We start from the raw sequence: 17,266 nt of genomic DNA, 5'->3' as shown, positions 1-17,266 counted from the left end.
GACCATCGCATCGAGCATCACCACGCCGGCCGCCTGAGCGGCCCGCTCGACCACCGTTTCACGCCGAAGCGGTGGTCGTGACCTGCTACGTTACGAATCTCCGGCCTCGTGTAAGGTCTGGGTGGCGAGCCGAGACGCCCCCAGATTGGAGCAGCGCCTAGTGCGCGCAACGCCGTGCGAAACGCGTTGAAAGGGGCGGCGTGAACGAAGTATTGGCGCGAGCCGGCATATTCCAGGGGATCGCCCCTGAGGCGGTCGATGCGTTGGCTCGCCACCTGCAGCACGTAGCGTTCCCACGCAGGCGGACCGTCTTCGTCGAAGGCGAGCTGGGTGACGACCTCTACGTCATCTTGTCGGGCACGGTGAAGATCCGCCATCAGACGGTGGACGGTCGCGAAACCGTCTTCGCGGTGCTGGGGCCGGGGGATGTGTTCGGTGAGCTGGCGCTGTTCGATCCCGGCCCGCGAACCTCCACGGTGATCACCCTGACGGAGGTGAAGGCGGTCAGGATGGACCGCCATGCCCTGCGGACATGGATCGTCGAACGTCCCGAAATCGCAGAGCAGCTGCTGCGGGTGTTGGCGCGCCGACTCCGGCATACCAACAACGCTTTGAGCGACCTGATCTTCACCGATGTCCCCGCCCGGGTGGCCAAGCAAATCCTGGATCTGGCAATGCGATTCGGCACCAGCAACGGGGGCTCGGTCCTGGTCGAGCACCACCTGACGCAGAAGGAACTGGCCCAACTCGTGGGGTCCTCGCGTGAAACGGTCAACAAGGCGCTATCCGACTTCGCCCAACGCGGATGGATCCGTCAGCAGGGCAAGGCCCTGATCATCGACCAACCGGCGAAACTGGCCCGCCGCGCGAGGGCTTGAGGCCCGCAGCCCGTTCCTGCCTAGGTGATCGACCAGAATTCCAGGAGGGTTCGCAGGGTCGCGACCAGGGGGAGCGGTTGGTCCAGCATGGGATGGTGACCGGCCAGGGCCAACTCCACGAAAGGGCCACGCAGCTGAAGCAGGGAGCGGATCCGTTCGGCCATATCGGGCGGCACCAAACCGGCTTCGCAGCGCAAATACCCCACGCGGCAACGCATCGCGGCCAGCATGGTCTCCAAGGACTCCTCGTCGGCGGGCGTCGGCTCGAGAAACTCACCGGCGAAGATGGCCGGGTCGAACTTCCAGACCCATCCCCCGTCGGTTTTGCGTATCGACTCGCCCGCGATGTGTTCTCGGACATAGGGCAGGATCAACTCCTGCGAAGGCACGGCCGTGAAGCGGGCCAGGATCTCATCCCTCGTTTGGTAACGATTGTGTTTGCGCCTGCGCAGTCGCCCTTCCTCCGGTGCACGCTCCCACAACGGCGAATCGATCACCAGCATGCTGTTGATCTGCTGGCTGTAGTGCATCGCGGCCGTGGACACGACCCAACCGCCCATACTGTGGCCGATGATCGTCGGCCGTCCGGCGGGACCCGCGGCCGCCGCGGCCGCCATCACTTCGCTTGCCCAGGTGCGCAGGTCGTAATGGTCACGCGATTCGCTGTCGCCGTGCCCGGACAGATCCGGCGCGATCACCCGATGGGTGCTGGCAAAGAACGGCGCGATGTGATCCCACCAGCCCGAATGTGCTCCGCCGCCATGCACGAGCACCACCGGAGGATGGACAGCAGCACCCCAGACACGCAGGTGTATGCGGCAACCGTCGACATCGACGTCGCAGTGTTCTGGCTTTTGGTCGAGCGCCGTGCTGAACCAAGACGGGGTGATCGGCATCTGACGCGAACGGGCGAACAGTTTATCGTCCTCCACATCCGAAGCTCAAACGCGTTGCTTTGAACCGGATTTCGCGTTGAAGCAGCCGGTCGCGGTTCGGCTGGGCGGTAATCGTGGAACTCAAGATTTCGCCCCGGAGAGCCGCACAGTGACGGTGACAGCTCCCTTTTCGTCCTGCGTGGCGACGGCGTGTCCGGCATGTTCGGCCTCGTCCAGGCGCAGCGTCAGCGGCCCGCCGGTGTCGAGGAAGTTGCGCCACCACGTCTTCGCCTCGGGCATGCCGACGCTGATGAGGATGTCGTCCCCGGAACGTCGGTAGGCCACCGGGATGCTGTACGTGCGCCCGGAGCGTCGGCCCGTGTAAGTCAGCATCGCGATGTTGCGATTGATCAGGCGGCCAAAGCGACGGGAGTTGGCCAGCGCGGCCACCGGCGCATTGAAAACGGGTGCGGCTCGCATCAAGAGGCGGCCGAGTTTGTTCGGACCCACGGGAGAAGTATCGCAGCAAACTCCAAGAGGGGTCGACCGCGGTGCCGCACAGCTGCTGCGCCATCTGGACGACTGTCGGCGGTTAGCCGGCCGGTGTGCTGCCTATTCGGCGCCGCCGTTGGCCGGTGCGTCGCCGGCCAATGCTTCGCGCTGCGCTTGCCCCGGTTAGGTCTCTTTCGAATCAGGTTGCGGCGGCGAGCAAATCGCGTACCGCATCGTCGACCGTGCGCAGCAGTCCGTGGTCGATTCCGGTGCGGCCGCGCACCAGTATGGAGGCGCTGTTGGCGGATGGCAGGCCCTCGGCCGGACTCAGCCCGTCGGGGAACTTGCCGATCATCGGCAGCAGCGCCACGCCAAGGCCCGACCGCACCGCCGCGTAAAGGCCGGACAGATCGCCGCACTCGGCGGCGATCTCGTACTCGATATGGTGGCTCTCCAAAATTGCGAAGGCCGGCTCGCGCAATGTGCACGGCTCGGCGAAAATCACCAGCGGCAGCGGGTCTCGTGGTGAGAGCGCCAGCGAACGAGCTGAAACCCATTGCAACTGGACAAGTCCCGACGCGTTAGCGCGATCCAGGCCTGCCCCGTCGAGCATGATGGCCAGATCGATCAGACCGCGGTCGATCGAGTCGGCCAGCGACACGTTGCGGTCGAGCCGGAAGCGCACCCGTAGATCGGGGAGTCGCTCGCGCAACACGCGGGACAGCCCGCCCAGCATGACGTCGGCGCCGTGTTCGGTGGCACCGATGGTCAGGGCCTTGTGTTCGGTCGCGCCCAGGTCGTCGAGGGCGGCGTCGTGCGCGGCCAGTATGGTGCGGGCGTGGCGCAGTGTCTTCTGGCCGACGTCGGTGAAGACGACCCCGCGTCCCGAGCGTTGGACTATCGGCTCGCCGACCACGGCTTCGATTCGGCGCAGATGCTGGCTGACCGCGGACTGACTCAGATGTAGAGCGGCGGCAGCACGGTGGAAGCCGCCGCAGTCGGCGACGGCGACGAGGCTGCGCAGCGGAGCGATATCGAGCACCTGGGCCACAGCCGCACTGTAATCCGATCGTCTTGACTAATCAATCACTGGCGTTGTCGGCTGAATCATCGCCGCTGATAGGGATACCGATAAGGCGATGCGATCGATCATGATCGCCAATAATCGTTGGACTGCGTCGGTCGATCACGCGAACATGGGTGGCATGCCTTTGCCGCGCATGCCAGCGACCACCGCCACGGCGGTGACATTCTTCTACGCGCTCGGATATCCGATCGGGACGCTGGCGGTTACGGCGATGACGCCGATGGCCGCCCTGGTGCTCCGGTTCAGTTTGGCCGCAACGATTCTGGCCACGTGGTCGATGGTGGCCAGGGCCGGCTGGCCCCGGGGAGCGCAGCTGGGCCATGTCCTGGTGACGGGTCTGCTGATCCAGGGCGTGCAGTTCTGCTGCCTGTATGAGGCCGTTCAGCTCGGAGCGCCCGCGGTGCTGTGCGCGGTGGTGATTGCGATGAACCCGGTGGCTACCGCCATCCTGGCGGCGATGTTTCTGCGGGAATCGCTCGGCGCGCTGCGGGTGGTTGCGCTGGTGCTTGGCGTGGCCGCTGTGTTGGCCGCCTGCTCGCGCAGGCTGATGAGCACGCACGGCGCCGACCCGGTCATCCTGTTGCTTGTCGTTGGGCTGCTTGGTCTTTCGGCCGGCGGGGTGTATCAACAGAGATTCTGCCGCAGTGTCGATTTTCGCGTGACGAGCGCCATACAGAACGCCGTCGGATTGATACCCGCCTCGGCCCTTGCGGTCGTCACGCCCTTTACGGTGCACGACGGCGTCAAGGCGGTGATCGCGGTGAGCGGCATGGTGCTGTTGAATGCCACGCTGGCGGTGAGCCTCTATGTGCGCGCCATCAACACCCACGGTGTGACGGCGGTGGCGATGCTGTTCGCCGTCATTCCGGCGGTGGCCGGCGTGTTGTCGTGGATCATCCTGGGCCAGCGTCCTGACGAGGGGATTGCGGTCGGCCTGGTGCTTGGCGGGCTGGCATGCTGGGTCAATTCGAGGGCATCCGCCGGGAGCCGCTCAGCGGGCCAGAGCATGCCCGCCATGCTGCCGCGGGTCCAGCTGCAGGACGCACGGCGATGAGATCCCGAACGAGCGCGGCGGGGAGGCGTCGCCAATAGGCTTGCCCACCATGGCCCATCCGCCGCAGCGATCTGTGACAATGCACCCTGCGGAATATCAACGGAGGCGTGGGTGAAGTCGGACATCGGGCGGCGCAGCGGATCAACGTGGTCAGCGGGGGCGGTGGCGTTCCTTGTGACGGTGCTAGCCTTCACCGGCACTGCCGTGGCGGGCGCGGACCCGCAATTGTGCAATCCGTCGAGCGTCGACGCGAATCACATGTGCCATTTTGATGCCTCAGAGCCCCTGTCGGATATCGGCATGGTGTTTCCGGCTGATTATCCCGATGAGCAGACGATGATCGGCTATTTGACTAAGACCCATGACGATTTTCGCAACGCCCGCGGACCGCTGAATACGTTGAAATCGCCGACGGCGTTGAAGGTTACCGGTACCCGATACAGCTCGGGTCCCCCGGCCACGGGCACCCAGTCGGTAGTCACCGAGATGTACCAGAACCTTGGCGCCGCGCATCCGCTGGTCTGGTACAAATCCTTCAACTACAACCTGGCCAATCGGCAGCCGATCACCTTCGACGCCTTATTCCAGCCGGGAACTCAACCGTTGCAGGCCATCTTGCCGATTGTGCAGAAGACCTTGGCCGACCGGTATCGGGCGAAGGTGTCGATTCCGCCGGCCACCGGTCTAGAGCCGGCGAATTACCAGAGCTTTGCGATCACCAACGACGCGATCGTGTTCTTCTTCGACCAGAACGCGTTGCAGCCGGCGATGGAGGCTACGCGGGTATCGGTGCCGCGCGGCGCGATCGCCTCGATGATCAGCGCCGACATCGCCTAACCGGCCGTTATAGTGGTGCAACTGCGGGAGGCATCGTGACAAGTGGCGACCAGCGAGCCGACGAACAAGCCATTCGTGCGCTCCTCGATCAGCAGGTAACAGGTTGGGCCGCAGGCGATCCACGGGCTTACGCCAGCGTCTTCACCGCCGACGCGCAGTACGTCACCTTTCTGGGCAGCCGTTACAGGGGGCGTGACGCGATCGCGGCATCATATGTTCCGCTGTTCCGACGGGTCCTCAAGGGAACACGGCTGCTCATAGACATCACCGACGTCCGATTTCTCACACCCGATGTCGCGCTGGTGCACGCGAACGCGTCGGTGGTCAACGGGGCGCGACGGCGTAACCGGCGCAGGGCTCGTGTCAACACCAGCGTGGCTGTGCGCAGGGACGGCCGCTGGCAGCTCGCCGCCTCGCAGAACACCACCCACCGGCGGCTCGCTGAAGTGCTTATGTCTAAATTGTTTTCCTGATCATCGGCGCCCGACTAGCGTTGTGTGGTCATGAGGGCTCGAATGGCGACGCCGCAGGATGCCGATGCGGTGGCGGCACTCTATCTGCCCTATGTGCGCGACACGGCGATTTCCTTCGAGACGGCGCCCCCTGATGCCGAAGAGATGCGGTCGAGGATCACCGCAACGCTTGCGCTTCTGCCCTGGCTGGTCGTCGCCGATGGTGACGACGTCAAGGGTTTTGCCTACGCGAGCCCGCATCGCGCACGTGCGGCCTACCGCTGGTCTGTCGATGTGTCGCTGTACCTGGACGAATCGATTCACCGCCAAGGACACGGCCGCCGGCTCTACGCTGTGCTGTTGAATGTGCTTGTCGCACAGGGCTATATCAACGCCTATGCGGGTATCGCACTACCCAATCCCGCCAGCGTAGGACTACACGAAGCGCTCGGCTTCACGCCGGTGGGCGTCTTTTCCGGCGTGGGCTTCAAGCATGAAACATGGTGGGACGTCGGCTGGTGGCATCGCCGGCTGGTCGATCCGCCTCCGGATCCGCCCGAGCCGCTGCCCTGGTCCCGGCTGCCCGATCAGGCCCTCGCCACCGCCCTCGCCGCATACAGCCGATAGCGGGAGAGATCGCATCGATGACCACGCTGCTCTGGGACCAGCACACCTGTCTACCGCTCAAGACCGACGCCGACATCGATCCGCTGACTCGGTATCAAGGCGCCACCGGCGCAGTGCTTTCCGTCAACGCGGGGTATTCACCCCACAGTTTCGACGATGCCGTGGCGCTCCTGCGGCACTACCGCGCCGCGATCGACGCCCGCGCGGACTTCGCCGTGGCTGACACCATCGACGAGGTGGATGCGGCGGCGCGAGGGGGACGCATAGCGGTGGTGTTCGACCTGGAGGACTCACGGCCGTTGAATGACGACCTCGCGAATGTGCGAAGGTTGGCCGACCTCGGTGTTCGCACCCTGTTGCCGACCTATAACAACGCGAACCGCGCCGGCAGCGGTTGCCTCGACCACACCGATGCGGGCCTGACCGCATGGGGCCGGGCGGTCGTTGCCGAGCTCAACGCCGTCGGCGTCGTCCCGGACGGCTCACATTGCAGCGCTCGCACCGGTCTGGATATGTGCGAGGTATCCTCTGGCCCAGTCATTTACAGCCATTCGTGCATGCGCGCAGTCTGGGACCACCCGCGCAACATCACCGATGATCAGGCACGAGCGTGCGCGCAAACCGGCGGCGTCGTCGGTATCACCGGGGTCGGCATCTTCTTGGGACCCAACACGCCCACACTGGACGCGATGACTCGGCATCTGGAATACGCCGTCGACCTGATCGGCATCGAGCACGTCGGTGTCAGCACCGACTTCTCCTTCGACACAGCCGACTTCATCGATGAGCTGCAGCGCAATCCACATCTGTTCGACGACAGCTACACCCGTTGGGGCCCGATCCAGTGGATGCCGCCAGAGATCTTCCTGACGCTCGGTGAACACCTCCGGCGCAGGGGGTGGAGGGCCGGCGATATCAGCGCGGTATTGGGCGAGAACTTCCATCGGGTGGCCCGAATCGCCTGGCGCTCTTGATCATCGCCGCTCAAGCTGCGGCGGTCTGAAGGCACCTCGGGGAAGCGAGTCGCCAACCCGTCCCGGGTTGGCGACTGTGCGGAAGCGTTTCGGCGATGGTTCGTCAGTCGCATGCGCCCGAGTCGCGAAGCGAGCTGCCCCAGCCGGTGGCCGCGACGATGTTCGCGTGCGTGACTCCTGACGGGTCCTTCCTCTTGATGCTGTCGCTGATCCGCGATAGTTGAAATGCCAAGTGGGTCATCGGTTCGCCGCCGTATACCGGCGAATACGGCCCGAGGTTGTCGGGCTCGTTGGTGATGATCAAAGGCTTTACTCGAGGAGCCAGAAAGGCCGTCGATTGATCGATATTGGCGACCACGGTGTGAGCGTTCCCCTGCACGCTGCCGGCCGAGTAGTCGTCATGCTGATCACCGAGGTACCGGTTGAAGTCGTTGACCTGGCCCATCAGCGGGTCGAATTGCGACTTGAACCATTGGCAGGAGTCCGACATTCCCCCGATCATCTCTGGTGTCACCCGTGCGGCGAATGTGTTGTACGGCCAGATGGAGACGTTCGGTGACCAATCGCTTGGCGCCGGCCTGAACACCGGCAACGGCGGCGGAGGCTGCCCCGGATCGGCGGTGGCCCCGCCGGCGAGCATCAGCGCAGCGGCGAATACCGGCCCGGCGCACGCCAGGCCAGTCGCAGCCCGTCGTAACCTCGTCAGCTCCATCCGCATTCCCAATGGAACACGGTATCGGACGGGGCGTTCTCCGGTGGCATATGGCATGGATGCGCAGCTGCCGGCTCCGCGATTCCGTCGTCTAACGATCGCCCGAACGGCCTCCCTGGCCGCTACGGTGATCTGTATGCCGTCGGCCAGCCGCTCCTCCGCGGATCAGGTAAAGCGGCGCCCGAAGGACCGCAAGATCCAGATCGCGCGCGCCGCTACCGATGCATTCAGCGAGTTGGGCTATCACGCGGTCAGCATGGAGAACATCGCGGCGCGAGTGGGAATCTCGGCTGCCGCGCTGTACCGCCACTCGCAGGGCAAATATGACCTGTTTCGCGAGGTCTTCCTGGCGCTGGGACAGCAACTGGTCGACGCCACGGCATTCGCGGATGCTTTACCCGCCGACGGAAATCCCGAGGAGCAACTCAGCGCACTCACCGGTGCGCTGATCGACACAACGATCGTCAACCGCACCGCGGGTGGGCTGTATCGGTGGGAGGGCCGCTACCTGCGCGGCGACGATCAGCGCGCTCTGGCCGAACAGATCAAATTGATCAACCGGCGCCTGCAACGTCCGCTGATCAGGTTGCGGCCGAAATTGACGTCGCGGCAGCGCTGGATACTGTCGGCGGCCACACTGAGTGTCATTGGCAGCATCACCGACCATCGTTCTCGGTTGGGCAATGCCGAAATTCGCGCGGCGCTGACCGATATCGCGACCGCCGTGTTGCGGACCGAGCTGCCGAGCCAGCGTGGTCGCGGATCCGACCAGCCGCGCCCCGTGACACTGACCAGCGCCGCCGGATGTTATGAGCTCCTGTTGCACGAATCGATGCGCCTGTTCAGCGAGCGAGGCTATCGCGAAACCGGGATGGAGGACATCGCCGCAGCGGTCGGCATACCGGTTGCCACTATCTATCAATACTTTCCGGGGAAGGCCGCCATTTTGGCGGTTTACTACCGGCGCGCCGCCGACCAACTCTCGGGTGACCTCTCCAGCATGTTGGCCACCGACGCCGACCCGGAACAGGCGCTCACGCAACTCATCGAGGCTTACGTCAACCGGTCGTTCGCCAACCCGGAACTGGCGTGCGTGTACTACACCGAGCGCCACAACCTGCCCGACACCGACGCGGTGCTGCTCTACAACATTCAGCGCTCCACCGTCGAATCCTGGGCCAGCCTCGCCGTCGCGGCCAGCCCGGAACTCACCCTGGGCCGGGCCCGATATGCCGTCCACGCCGCGTTCGCGCTTGCGGTGGACGTCGGGCGCCTGGTCTTCTCCGACACCAGTGCTGCCGCCAGCCTCACGGTGCGTCGCCTGATGGAGGTGACGGTGTTGGGGCGACCCGCCTCCTCTCCCCCTGCGCCACCCGGCAGCCGACAACGTCGCTGACCGGTCGTCGCGGATGCCCTTTGCCGCGGAACCCATCCCCACTTGCTGTGGGGACGTCCATCGCGGCCGTGCGTCCGGGCGAGCTGAACGCCCGCTTCCGGCAGCGTATCTCCCGCTCTCATTGGCCGCGCCTAACCGACGGCGACGGGCGCACCGGACTATCGAATCGCCCGAATCAGCATTAACATAGTCGGATCTAGTCCGCGTGCCGGGTGTGCCGGAGTCCGCATTGCTTCGGTGGGCCGCCGTCAAGCTCGGCAGGCGCCCGCGCGAAAGGCATGCCCATGCTCAACAGGATTCGCACACTTCTGGAGTATCAATTGACCATCGCTGAACTGCTGGGACTGGCGATACTGCTGGGGACGCCGTACCTGATCGTTGGCGTGATCTGGTCGAGCACCCATACCCAGCACCTGCACGACATGCACGGCGCCGATTTGGTGGTGTCCTTCCTCGGCTCGATCGTGTCGTGGCCCGTGCTGCTTTTCGCCAACGTGTGCATGACTTAGGGGGCCGCGTGATTAACCGAGTGCCGCTGATCGTCTTCGGCGCCGTGCTGTTATTGGCCGGCGGAACCTTCGCCCTGTACTTCCCGGTGTTCATCGACGCCTTTGATCAGTTCGGCTGGCAAATCAAGTGCGGCAACGGTTTTACAACCGAATTGACCCAGGCCTCGAACGCGGCCGGCACGGCGCACAACTATGTCGATCGATGCGAGAGCGCGCTGATGGTCCGGCGGTTATGGGCAATCCCGACGGCGGCCCTGGGCGGGATGATGCTGACATGGGAGGCTGCGGCGGCAGTCGCCCGCGACCACCGGCGGCCGGCTGCATCTGCGCGTCGGCCGCAATCACCGGGCAACGCGGCGTCACGGCAGGACGAAATGCGCTGCTAAGAGGCGACATTCGCTGGCCGAGAGCCGCTGGGCGGAGCTATCGTGTGCTCTCGTCGGGCAGGTCGTGCCGAGACTGGTGCAATGCCGGCCCGTCGGGATCCTCATCCTGGTGCTCGAGTTGCTCTTGTAACTTGCGCTGTTCCTCGGTCGCCTTGCGGGCGTCCTCGGGCGCAGCGGGCGGGTCGAAGTTCACTTGCTGATCCACCGAGATCTCCTCTGAACGGCTGCAGTGCCATCAGAATCTCCCGAATGACGGGTGCCGAAACCCGGCCCGATCGGTCGATGCTGATTGCGCTGCTCACGGCGCTGCGGCAATCGCTTCTGGCTGACCACCGCGGCGCCGTTCGCCACGTTCGTCAGCCGAGGTGCGCGGAGAGCAGCCAGGCGCCCACGGACTTGCGACCGTTGTCCTCGTCACGAATGTCGGCGCCGGCGAAGGCCTCAAAGCCGGCCAGGAAGCTCTCAGGCACGTTGGCGTGGATGCGCGCCGGCCGGATCTCATCGATCACCCAGTACTTCGAGACGACATCGCGCAGCTCGGTTTCGGTGACAGCGTTGACGGGGCCTTCGGCCGGCATCGCGGCGCGGTCGAAGACGAGCACGAAGTACGAGGCTCCCGGTGCGGCGGCCCGCACGATGGACTGCTGGTAGCCTTCGCGCAGTTCGACGGGCATCGAGTGGAAAAGCGTGCTGTCGACGATGGTTCCGAAGCGGCCGTCGTAGCCGGTGAAGGCGCTGATGTCGGCGACATCGAAGGTGGCGCTGGTCAGGCCCCGCCGGGCGGCTTTCTCGGTTGCCAACGCGATGGCGGTGGGCGACTGGTCCAGGCCTACCGTGGTGAAGCCGCGCTCGGCGAGGTACAGCGACACCGCCGCCTCGCCACAACCGGCGTCGAGCACGTCGCCGTGGAACTTGCCGTCCTCGATCAGGGCGGCGATCTCGGGCTGCGGCTCACCGATGCTCCACGGTGGCCGGTTTCCCTCGCCCATCTCGGGAGCCTCACCCCGATAGGCGGATTCGAACATCTCTTGGGTCGGTTGCGTCATAGCCCCCTTTATATCAAGTTAGCTGATATGTGTCAATGAGGCTGATATGCGCTACTGGAGCGTGGCCGTCAGGTACCCCGATGCGTCGCCGAAGGAAGCCAGTTCGTCGTTCGGCACTGCGAAGCCGTGTGCGGCAAACGCCTGCTGGGTTGTCCGTATATCGATCCGCCAACCACGCGCGGCCAGGTATTCGGCCGCGCTGTTGCGCTCACCGGTGTAGAACAACTCCGCCAGATTGATGTTGGAACCGATGCGCTGAGACCGCTCGGTCAACTTCTTCGCCCAGTCCGAGGGGATGTCGCGCAGATCCATGTGTTCGGTGGCAATCCGGCTGCCCGGCGCCGAAGCCGCGGCGATGTTGTCGAACAAACGGTCTTGCCCCTCGGGCGGCAGGTAAACGAGTAGCCCCTCGGCGCTCCACGCAGTCGGCTTTTGAGCGTCAAACCCCGCTGCCACGAGCGCCGAGGGCCAGTCGTCGCGCAGGTCGATCGCCACGGTGCGGCGCTCGGCACTCGGTGTGGCGCCCAGCTCGGCCAGAGTTCGCGTCTTGAATTCGATCACCTCGGGCTGGTCGATCTCGTATACGACCGTCCCCGTCGGCCAGGGTAGGCGGTAAGCCCTGGTATCCAAGCCGGACGCCAGAATGACCGCTTGCTGGATACCCGATTCGGTCGCTTGCACGAAAAAGTCGTCGAAGAATCGGGTGCGCACCGTGATCTGCTCCCGCACGGCCCGGCGGTTCAGCAGCGGGTCATCGCTACGGTCGAGCCGGTTGCCGAGAAGCTTGATGAAGGCGTCTGCGCCCACCGCCCGGACGAGCGGATCCGCCCAGGGGTCGTTCAACAACGCGTCTGGGCCCTGGGACGCGATCGCCCGCTGTGCGGCAACCGCCGTCGCGGTGGCTCCGACGCTGGACGCCAAATCCCAGGTGTCGTTCTCGGTGCGGGTCACGCCCGTCTCCTCTCTACAGCCTGCGCTAAATTAGCTAGCCTGTCTAAACGACTCCACTGTACTCCTGCACGCAGGGGGTCAGCTGGGCGCGCGGCGACGCGGTGCAGGCGACACCCGAGGAATGCAGTGGCGCTGGCCGGGTGTTCGCTGTAGGTATGGCTGACGAAATCGAAATGAGCCCGAGGGGCTGGGTGCGCGACCAGACCAAACAGATCTTGAGTCAAGGCACGACCGATGGAGTCGAGGTATTCGACCGACCTATCGTTCTGTTGACCATCACCGGAGCGAAGTCGGGCAAGCAGCGCTACGTACCGTTGATGCGCGTCGAGAAGGATGGTCGTTACGTGATTGTCGCCTCCCACGGCGGCGCTCCGGAACATCCGGTTTGGTACTTCAATTTGAAGGCGAATCCGGCGGTGACGTTGCAGGATGGCGACAAGGTTGTCACGTTGACGGCTCGCGAGCTCGACGGTGCCGAGCGCGAGGAGTGGTGGCAGCGGGCCGTTGAGGCTTTTCCGCCCTATGCCGAATACCAGGAAAAGACGGCACGTCAGATCCCCGTTTTCGTTCTGGAGTAACCGCTTTCCGTCTAATGGTCTTGGTGTCTGCGATCGGCGCCGAAAGATTTGCATTCGATATGCGCTCGGCTTGTCCGGTTGACCCTTCGTGCTCGCCCCACCTACCTTCGAACGCATAGTCCAGGCACATCCGCCGAACAATGACGTTCTTGTTAGTTCTAACCGCCTGCGCTGCAAGGCTTTACGCGTTTCCTACCTGCCGTGACCGGGTGGATATCGAAACGCCCACCGCTAGTGACCAATTCAGGGGAGGGCCGGTGCAACAGGTAGAACAGCCAGTTCGTCGGGGCGCGCAGGACGCAGGCCAATCCCGAATCGACCGGTTACGCGAGACGCTCCCGTACGACCTGCCGGCCTCATTGGTCGTCTTTCTGGTGGCACTCCCGTTGTCGCTCGGCATCGCGATTGCTTCGGACGCACCGGTTCTCGCCGGTCTGATCGCGGCGATCGTCGGGGGAGTGGTTGCCGGATGGATCGGCGGCTCACCACTGCAGGTGAGCGGCCCGGCCGCGGGATTGACCGTCGTCGTTGCCGACGTGATCTCTCAGTTCGGCTGGGCGATAACATGTTTCATCACCGTGGTGGCGGGGATTCTCCAAGTCCTGCTGGGGTTCAGCCGGATTGCGCGGGCGGCCCTGGCAATCTCGCCGGTAGTGGTGCACGCCATGCTGGCCGGCATCGGAATCACGATCGTCCTGCAGCAAGTGCACGTGTTGCTGGGTGGCGCTTCGAAGAGTTCGGCCTGGAGCAATGTCATCGGCCTGCCCGCACAAATCGTCGGTGCTCACCGGCCAGGCCTTGTGTTGGGTCTCTTGGTGATCGCCATTCTGATCGCCTGGCGCTGGGTTCCGGCCCGGGTGGCCAAGATACCCGGGCCACTCGTCGCGATCGTCGTGGTCACCGCTATTTCGGTGGTCTTTCCGTTCAACGTATCCCGGATAGTCCTGAATGGCTCGGTGATCGAGGCGTTGCGCCTGCCGTCGTTGCCACACGGGAACTGGGCAGCCGTCACCGTCGCGGTGATCACTGTCACCCTGATTACGAGCGTGCAGAGCCTGCTGACCGCGGTGTCGATCGACCGGATGCACACCGGCGCCCGAACGGACTTGAACCGCGAGCTGATTGGGCAGGGCGCGGCGAACATCGCGTCGGGTGCGATCGGTGGGCTTCCCATCGCGGGTGTCATCGTGCGCAGCGCGGCCAACGTGAATGCCGGCGCGAAAACACGCGCCTCGGCCATATTGCACGGAATTTGGATACTGCTCTTCGCGGTGCCGTTCGCGGGACTCGTCGAAGAGATCCCCACGGCGGCACTTGCCGGCCTGCTCATCGTGATCGGCATCGAACTGCTGAAGCCCGCGCATATCGAAACCGCTTTGCGCAACGGAGATCTCGTCGTCTATCTGGTAACCGTGCTCGCTGTCGTCTTCCTCAACCTGCTGCAGGGCGTCATGATCGGACTCGCCCTGGCCGTCGCCGTGACCGGATGGCGGGTGGTGCGGGCCAGGATCGAGGCCAAGCCCGTTGGTGACGGATGGCACGTCGTCGTGGAAGGTGCGTGCACCTTTCTGGCATTGCCACGCCTGACCGGCGTGCTGGCGTCCGTTCCCGAACGCACGTCGGTCACCATCCACCTGCTCACGAACTATCTCGATCACGCGGCGCACCAGGCGATCAGCGACTGGCAACGACGGCACTGCGCTACCGGCGGGCAGGTCCACGTTCGTGACACGGTCGACGCGAGTGACCGTGAGACCGCAGGCAGGTCGAAGGCGAACCGCCGCAACGTGCACCTGAGCCTGGTCGAGGAGTTGTCGGCGTCAGGGAGCAAGTAAAGCCGACGACCGCGTCGGCGCCGCTACTTCAGGTCGGCGGCGACCTGCTCCAAGGCGGCGAGGTGCTCGTCGACGCTCGCGAAGCCGGCCTTCATGGTGTTCACCGACAGGTGGCTGGCGCCGGCGGCTTTCCATGCGCCGATGGTGGCGGCGAGCTTGTCGCGGTCCTCGGTCCAGCTGACCCGGCCTTCCATTCCGAGGCTCTTCGGGTCACGGCCCGCCGACTCGGCCGCGCGGTTCACCTGTTCGAGTGCCTGATCGAGTTTGGGACCGGGCTCCACCATGGGAAACCAGCCGTCGCCGAGCCGGCCGGCACGTTCGTACGCGCGATCGGAGGCCGCACCGAACCACACGGGTATCGGCCGCTGGGTGGGCAGCGGGGCCAGGCCGGCCGCGGTCACGGTGTGGTACCTGCCGGTGAAGGTGACCGACCGTTCGGTCCAGAGCCTGCGCATGACCTCGACCTGTTCCTCGGAGCGTCTCCCGCGGTTAATGAACGACTCGCCGAGCGCCTCGTATTCGACGGCGTTCCAGCCCAATCCGATTCCGAGCCGAAAGCGGCCCCCGGAGAGCACATCGACCTCGGCGGCCTGCTTGGCCACCAACACCGATTGGCGCTGCGGCAAGATGATGACCCCGGTGACCAGTTCCAGTGACGTGACCGCGGCCAGGTAGCCGAACATGACGAACGGCTCATGAAACGTCGAGTCGATGTCGTAGGGGCCCTGGAAGCCGTGATGGACCGTCGGGTCGGCGCCGACGACGTGGTCATAGGCGAGGATGTGGGTAAACCCGAGCTCCTCGACGCGCTTGGCGTACGCGCGAAGGACGGCGGGGTCCGAGCCGAGCTCGGTTTGTGGGAAGACGACTCCGATGCGCATTCGCTATCCAACCACGTCGCCTCGGGTGCACTTCCCGCGCCCGAAAGACGCAGTGCACCAGCAAGAATTCGACCGGTGTCGATGGCCGGCGGGATATTGCCCTGCGCGACAGAGGCGGGATGCGGCGTCAAGCATGATGTAAACGTGACGGCAGAACAGGTCAGCGGGGTGCTACGGGTCGGTGAAATGGAGCCGACGTTCGAACGCGAATTGGCCGCGCGCTACGAGATTGCGAAGCTTCCCGACGGAACCGCGCGAACCGAGTTCTTGGTTGAGCATGGCGCCGATGTGCGCGTGCTGGTGACATCGGGATCACCCGGCGTCGATGCCGCCACCATCGCGGCGCTGCCCAACCTGGAGGTGATCGTCAACAATGGCGCCGGGGTGGATCTGATCGATCTGGGTGCGGCGAAGCGCCGCGGCATCGGCGTGAGTAACACTCCGGACGTGTTGTCGGACACAGTCGCCGACACGGCGGTGGGCCTCATCTTGATGACGCTGCGCCGTTTCAGTGCCGCCGATCGCTACGTGCGCGCCGGCCGATGGGTCCGGGAAGGCCCATTTCCCTATGCCAGAGATGTCAGCGGCCTGCAGGTCGGCATCTTGGGCCTGGGCCGGATCGGTTCGGCGATCGCGGACAGGCTCCTCGGATTCGACTGCGCCATTGCCTATCACAACCGCCACCGCATCGAGGGATCGCCATTTCGCTATGCCGAGTCGCCCGTGGCACTGGCCGAATCGGTCGACGTGCTGGTCGTCGCCACGACGGGTGACCGCGACACGCACAGGCTGGTCGACCGGGCCGTGCTGCACGCGTTGGGCCCCGACGGTTACCTGATCAACATCGCGCGGGGCAGCGTCGTCGATGAGGACGCGCTGGTGGAACTGCTGACCGCCGGCCAACTGGGGGGTGCGGGGCTGGACGTCTTCGCCGAGGAGCCGCGGGTGCCGGCGGAGTTGTTCGACCTGGACAACGTGGTCCTGCTGCCGCATATTGGCAGCGCCACCGCGCGGACCCGGCGGGCCATGGCGCTGCTGGCGATCCGAAACCTCGACAGCTACCTCCAAACTGGCGAATTGGTCACACCTGTCCTATCGCGGCGCCGCTCGAACCCGCGATAAACGCGGTTCGTCGCGATGACCTGGTGATTCTGGATGGCGATTCAGCTGTGGCCGAAGCGATACTCGCAGAAGGTTATTGGCCCAACCGCTTGTGGGTATGTGACTTTTCATGAGTCCACTAGAGCCGGAGACTGCCACGCCGGTGCGGCTGACGCTCGCCGGCCCAGCCCGCCCCGATACGGCGGCGGAGTGGCGTCGTGCGCTGCAACGGTGGCTGCAGCAAGAGGTGCACGCGCCGGAAAAGATCCGCGAGGACATCGTTCTGGGCGTGAACGAGGCGCTGGCGAATTGTGTTGAGCACGCGTATCGCTCGCATCATCAGGTGGGCGCAATGAAACTGCAGGCCAGCTACGACGCCGACGCCGAGTCGATTCGGGTCTGCGTCAGTGACCGCGGCAGCTGGCGCAAACCCTCGTCCAGGCACCCCAACGACCCCCGGGCATCGCGCGGCATCATGTTGATGCACAACCTCGCCGATCACTGCACCATCCATGCGCGCCCCAACGGGACCAGCGTCTATTTGGATTACGCGACCGATGCGGACCTTGCCGCTCACCAAACCCGTTGAATCCTC

At 64.8% G+C, this 17,266-nt stretch carries 21 protein-coding genes; 13 read left to right on the top strand and 8 right to left on the bottom strand.

The window, feature by feature from the left end:
* The first annotated feature begins 200 nt into the window (after nt 1-200).
* Nucleotides 201-878, top strand: coding sequence for a Crp/Fnr family transcriptional regulator (locus tag AC5Y30_RS07005; protein WP_499917353.1), 678 nt, complete (start codon nt 201-203; stop codon nt 876-878).
* A gap of 20 nt (nt 879-898) precedes the next feature.
* Here the strand turns inward: AC5Y30_RS07005 and AC5Y30_RS07000 are convergent, their stop codons facing one another.
* The 3 genes from AC5Y30_RS07000 to AC5Y30_RS06990 all read right to left on the bottom strand — a co-directional run bounded on the left by AC5Y30_RS07000 (nt 899) and on the right by AC5Y30_RS06990 (nt 3,296).
* Complete coding sequence (locus AC5Y30_RS07000; RefSeq protein ID WP_499917672.1) at nt 899-1,774, bottom strand: alpha/beta fold hydrolase; 876 nt, start codon at nt 1,772-1,774, stop codon at nt 899-901.
* 120 nt (nt 1,775-1,894) lie between these two features.
* Nucleotides 1,895-2,233 (bottom strand): nitroreductase/quinone reductase family protein, encoded by a 339-nt coding sequence (locus AC5Y30_RS06995; protein WP_499917671.1) that lies wholly within the window; start codon nt 2,231-2,233, stop codon nt 1,895-1,897.
* Nucleotides 2,234-2,444: 211 nt separating this feature from the next.
* Nucleotides 2,445-3,296: a LysR family transcriptional regulator gene (locus AC5Y30_RS06990; RefSeq protein WP_499917352.1), complete on the bottom strand. Its 852-nt coding sequence runs from the start codon at nt 3,294-3,296 to the stop codon at nt 2,445-2,447.
* A 145-nt stretch (nt 3,297-3,441) separates the two neighbouring features.
* Between AC5Y30_RS06990 and AC5Y30_RS06985 the strand changes: the two genes are divergently transcribed.
* The 5 genes from AC5Y30_RS06985 (at nt 3,442) to AC5Y30_RS06965 (ending at nt 7,276) form a co-directional block, all read left to right on the top strand.
* Nucleotides 3,442-4,386, top strand: a complete 945-nt coding sequence (locus AC5Y30_RS06985) for a DMT family transporter (RefSeq protein WP_499917351.1) — start codon at nt 3,442-3,444, stop codon at nt 4,384-4,386.
* Between the two features lie 111 nt (nt 4,387-4,497).
* Entirely contained in the window at nt 4,498-5,223 is a 726-nt protein-coding gene (locus AC5Y30_RS06980) for an esterase (protein ID WP_499917350.1), read from the top strand.
* A gap of 35 nt (nt 5,224-5,258) precedes the next feature.
* On the top strand, nt 5,259-5,696 hold the full coding sequence (locus AC5Y30_RS06975) for an SgcJ/EcaC family oxidoreductase (RefSeq protein ID WP_499917349.1): 438 nt from the start codon (nt 5,259-5,261) through the stop codon (nt 5,694-5,696).
* A 42-nt stretch (nt 5,697-5,738) separates the two neighbouring features.
* On the top strand, nt 5,739-6,302 hold the full coding sequence (locus tag AC5Y30_RS06970; RefSeq protein WP_499917348.1) for an arsinothricin resistance N-acetyltransferase ArsN1 family B: 564 nt from the start codon (nt 5,739-5,741) through the stop codon (nt 6,300-6,302).
* Between the two features lie 17 nt (nt 6,303-6,319).
* On the top strand, nt 6,320-7,276 hold the full coding sequence (locus AC5Y30_RS06965) for a dipeptidase (RefSeq protein ID WP_499917347.1): 957 nt from the start codon (nt 6,320-6,322) through the stop codon (nt 7,274-7,276).
* Between the two features lie 103 nt (nt 7,277-7,379).
* Here the strand turns inward: AC5Y30_RS06965 and AC5Y30_RS06960 are convergent, their stop codons facing one another.
* On the bottom strand, nt 7,380-7,988 hold the full coding sequence (locus tag AC5Y30_RS06960) for a hypothetical protein (protein ID WP_499917346.1): 609 nt from the start codon (nt 7,986-7,988) through the stop codon (nt 7,380-7,382).
* A gap of 136 nt (nt 7,989-8,124) precedes the next feature.
* Between AC5Y30_RS06960 and AC5Y30_RS06955 the strand changes: the two genes are divergently transcribed.
* The 3 genes from AC5Y30_RS06955 to AC5Y30_RS06945 all read left to right on the top strand — a co-directional run bounded on the left by AC5Y30_RS06955 (nt 8,125) and on the right by AC5Y30_RS06945 (nt 10,279).
* A complete protein-coding gene (locus tag AC5Y30_RS06955; protein ID WP_499917345.1) occupies nt 8,125-9,384 on the top strand; it encodes a TetR/AcrR family transcriptional regulator in 1,260 nt (419 codons plus the stop codon).
* Between the two features lie 284 nt (nt 9,385-9,668).
* Nucleotides 9,669-9,893: a hypothetical protein gene (locus tag AC5Y30_RS06950; RefSeq protein ID WP_499917344.1), complete on the top strand. Its 225-nt coding sequence runs from the start codon at nt 9,669-9,671 to the stop codon at nt 9,891-9,893.
* Between the two features lie 11 nt (nt 9,894-9,904).
* The gene (locus AC5Y30_RS06945; RefSeq protein WP_499917670.1) at nt 9,905-10,279 is read left to right on the top strand and encodes a hypothetical protein; all 375 of its coding nucleotides are present in this window, start codon (nt 9,905-9,907) and stop codon (nt 10,277-10,279) included.
* Between the two features lie 37 nt (nt 10,280-10,316).
* On the opposite strand, the gene AC5Y30_RS06940 is transcribed toward AC5Y30_RS06945, so the two are convergent.
* The 3 genes from AC5Y30_RS06940 to AC5Y30_RS06930 all read right to left on the bottom strand — a co-directional run bounded on the left by AC5Y30_RS06940 (nt 10,317) and on the right by AC5Y30_RS06930 (nt 12,276).
* Complete coding sequence (locus tag AC5Y30_RS06940) at nt 10,317-10,484, bottom strand: hypothetical protein (protein WP_499917343.1); 168 nt, start codon at nt 10,482-10,484, stop codon at nt 10,317-10,319.
* 151 nt (nt 10,485-10,635) lie between these two features.
* Complete coding sequence (locus tag AC5Y30_RS06935) at nt 10,636-11,325, bottom strand: class I SAM-dependent methyltransferase (protein ID WP_499917342.1); 690 nt, start codon at nt 11,323-11,325, stop codon at nt 10,636-10,638.
* Nucleotides 11,326-11,376: 51 nt separating this feature from the next.
* Nucleotides 11,377-12,276 carry a class I SAM-dependent methyltransferase gene (locus AC5Y30_RS06930; protein WP_499917341.1) on the bottom strand — a complete coding sequence of 300 codons (900 nt, stop codon included), beginning with the start codon at nt 12,274-12,276 and terminating at the stop codon, nt 11,377-11,379.
* 155 nt (nt 12,277-12,431) lie between these two features.
* Here AC5Y30_RS06930 and AC5Y30_RS06925 point away from each other — a divergent pair, with 155 nt between their 5' ends.
* Nucleotides 12,432-12,854: a nitroreductase family deazaflavin-dependent oxidoreductase gene (locus AC5Y30_RS06925; RefSeq protein ID WP_499917340.1), complete on the top strand. Its 423-nt coding sequence runs from the start codon at nt 12,432-12,434 to the stop codon at nt 12,852-12,854.
* 257 nt (nt 12,855-13,111) lie between these two features.
* Entirely contained in the window at nt 13,112-14,689 is a 1,578-nt protein-coding gene (locus AC5Y30_RS06920) for a SulP family inorganic anion transporter (RefSeq protein WP_499917339.1), read from the top strand.
* A gap of 23 nt (nt 14,690-14,712) precedes the next feature.
* Here the strand turns inward: AC5Y30_RS06920 and AC5Y30_RS06915 are convergent, their stop codons facing one another.
* A complete protein-coding gene (locus AC5Y30_RS06915) occupies nt 14,713-15,570 on the bottom strand; it encodes an LLM class F420-dependent oxidoreductase (protein ID WP_499917338.1) in 858 nt (285 codons plus the stop codon).
* Nucleotides 15,571-15,756: 186 nt separating this feature from the next.
* Here AC5Y30_RS06915 and AC5Y30_RS06910 point away from each other — a divergent pair, with 186 nt between their 5' ends.
* Entirely contained in the window at nt 15,757-16,692 is a 936-nt protein-coding gene (locus tag AC5Y30_RS06910) for a 2-hydroxyacid dehydrogenase (protein ID WP_499917669.1), read from the top strand.
* A gap of 142 nt (nt 16,693-16,834) precedes the next feature.
* Complete coding sequence (locus AC5Y30_RS06905) at nt 16,835-17,260, top strand: ATP-binding protein (protein ID WP_499917668.1); 426 nt, start codon at nt 16,835-16,837, stop codon at nt 17,258-17,260.
* Nucleotides 17,261-17,266 lie beyond the last annotated feature (6 nt).

The organism is Mycobacterium sp. NGS27, assembly GCF_059813005.1.
The sequence above is the reverse complement of the archived record's forward strand: the minus strand, read 5'-3'. Positions and strand labels throughout refer to the sequence as shown.

What these genes read in the sequence shown, in the direction of transcription:
- AC5Y30_RS07000 (WP_499917672.1), bottom strand. Translation starts at nt 1,774, where the DNA reads ATGCCGATCACCCCGTCTTGGTTCAGCACGGCGCTCGACCAAAAGCCA.
- AC5Y30_RS06995 (WP_499917671.1), bottom strand. Translation starts at nt 2,233, where the DNA reads ATGCGAGCCGCACCCGTTTTCAATGCGCCGGTGGCCGCGCTGGCCAAC.
- AC5Y30_RS06985 (WP_499917351.1), top strand. Translation starts at nt 3,442, where the DNA reads ATGGGTGGCATGCCTTTGCCGCGCATGCCAGCGACCACCGCCACGGCG.
- AC5Y30_RS06970 (WP_499917348.1), top strand. Translation starts at nt 5,739, where the DNA reads ATGGCGACGCCGCAGGATGCCGATGCGGTGGCGGCACTCTATCTGCCC.
- AC5Y30_RS06965 (WP_499917347.1), top strand. Translation starts at nt 6,320, where the DNA reads ATGACCACGCTGCTCTGGGACCAGCACACCTGTCTACCGCTCAAGACC.
- AC5Y30_RS06960 (WP_499917346.1), bottom strand. Translation starts at nt 7,988, where the DNA reads ATGGAGCTGACGAGGTTACGACGGGCTGCGACTGGCCTGGCGTGCGCC.
- AC5Y30_RS06955 (WP_499917345.1), top strand. Translation starts at nt 8,125, where the DNA reads ATGCCGTCGGCCAGCCGCTCCTCCGCGGATCAGGTAAAGCGGCGCCCG.
- AC5Y30_RS06950 (WP_499917344.1), top strand. Translation starts at nt 9,669, where the DNA reads ATGCTCAACAGGATTCGCACACTTCTGGAGTATCAATTGACCATCGCT.
- AC5Y30_RS06935 (WP_499917342.1), bottom strand. Translation starts at nt 11,325, where the DNA reads ATGACGCAACCGACCCAAGAGATGTTCGAATCCGCCTATCGGGGTGAG.
- AC5Y30_RS06925 (WP_499917340.1), top strand. Translation starts at nt 12,432, where the DNA reads ATGGCTGACGAAATCGAAATGAGCCCGAGGGGCTGGGTGCGCGACCAG.
- AC5Y30_RS06915 (WP_499917338.1), bottom strand. Translation starts at nt 15,570, where the DNA reads ATGCGCATCGGAGTCGTCTTCCCACAAACCGAGCTCGGCTCGGACCCC.
- AC5Y30_RS06910 (WP_499917669.1), top strand. Translation starts at nt 15,757, where the DNA reads ATGGAGCCGACGTTCGAACGCGAATTGGCCGCGCGCTACGAGATTGCG.